The organism is Bacillus cereus group sp. BfR-BA-01522, from assembly GCF_022662635.1.
In the GTDB taxonomy this organism is placed as follows: domain Bacteria; phylum Bacillota; class Bacilli; order Bacillales; family Bacillaceae_G; genus Bacillus_A; species Bacillus_A cytotoxicus.
This window is the reverse complement of the sequence record NZ_JAKUDY010000053.1, coordinates 1-320: the sequence shown is the minus strand read 5'-3', so window position 1 is coordinate 320 and position 320 is coordinate 1. Positions and strand designations below refer to the sequence as shown.

The following is a 320-nucleotide window of genomic DNA, read 5'->3' as shown; positions in this document are numbered from 1 at the left end:
AGAAGATTGTCGTGATGATCAGTGCTCCGCTGATTGCTACATCACGCCATGCTTCTAATTTTTTCTGTTCGTCTTCTATAGAGGTATACTCAAATCCTCGCATAGATGGGATTAGTTGACGATATTCTTTGTAGTTTAGTTTCGCATCTGGATTTTGCTTTTTGACTTCTTTATACTGCGCACGAAGTACGTGATCAAAGGCCAGTGAGTCTTTGAAAATGTCATCTACTGTTATTTTTTCTTTTTTTGTCGTAATGGTTTGCGGAACCCCGTATGCATGGCTACTTGGTAATGTTGTTGTCGTTGTGGCACCAATTCGA

1 pseudogene is annotated in these 320 nt (G+C 40.0%); it reads right to left on the bottom strand.

Annotated elements, in window-relative coordinates:
• Positions 1-320: pseudogene (locus tag MR059_RS21595) on the bottom strand (hypothetical protein); the annotation flags it as partial.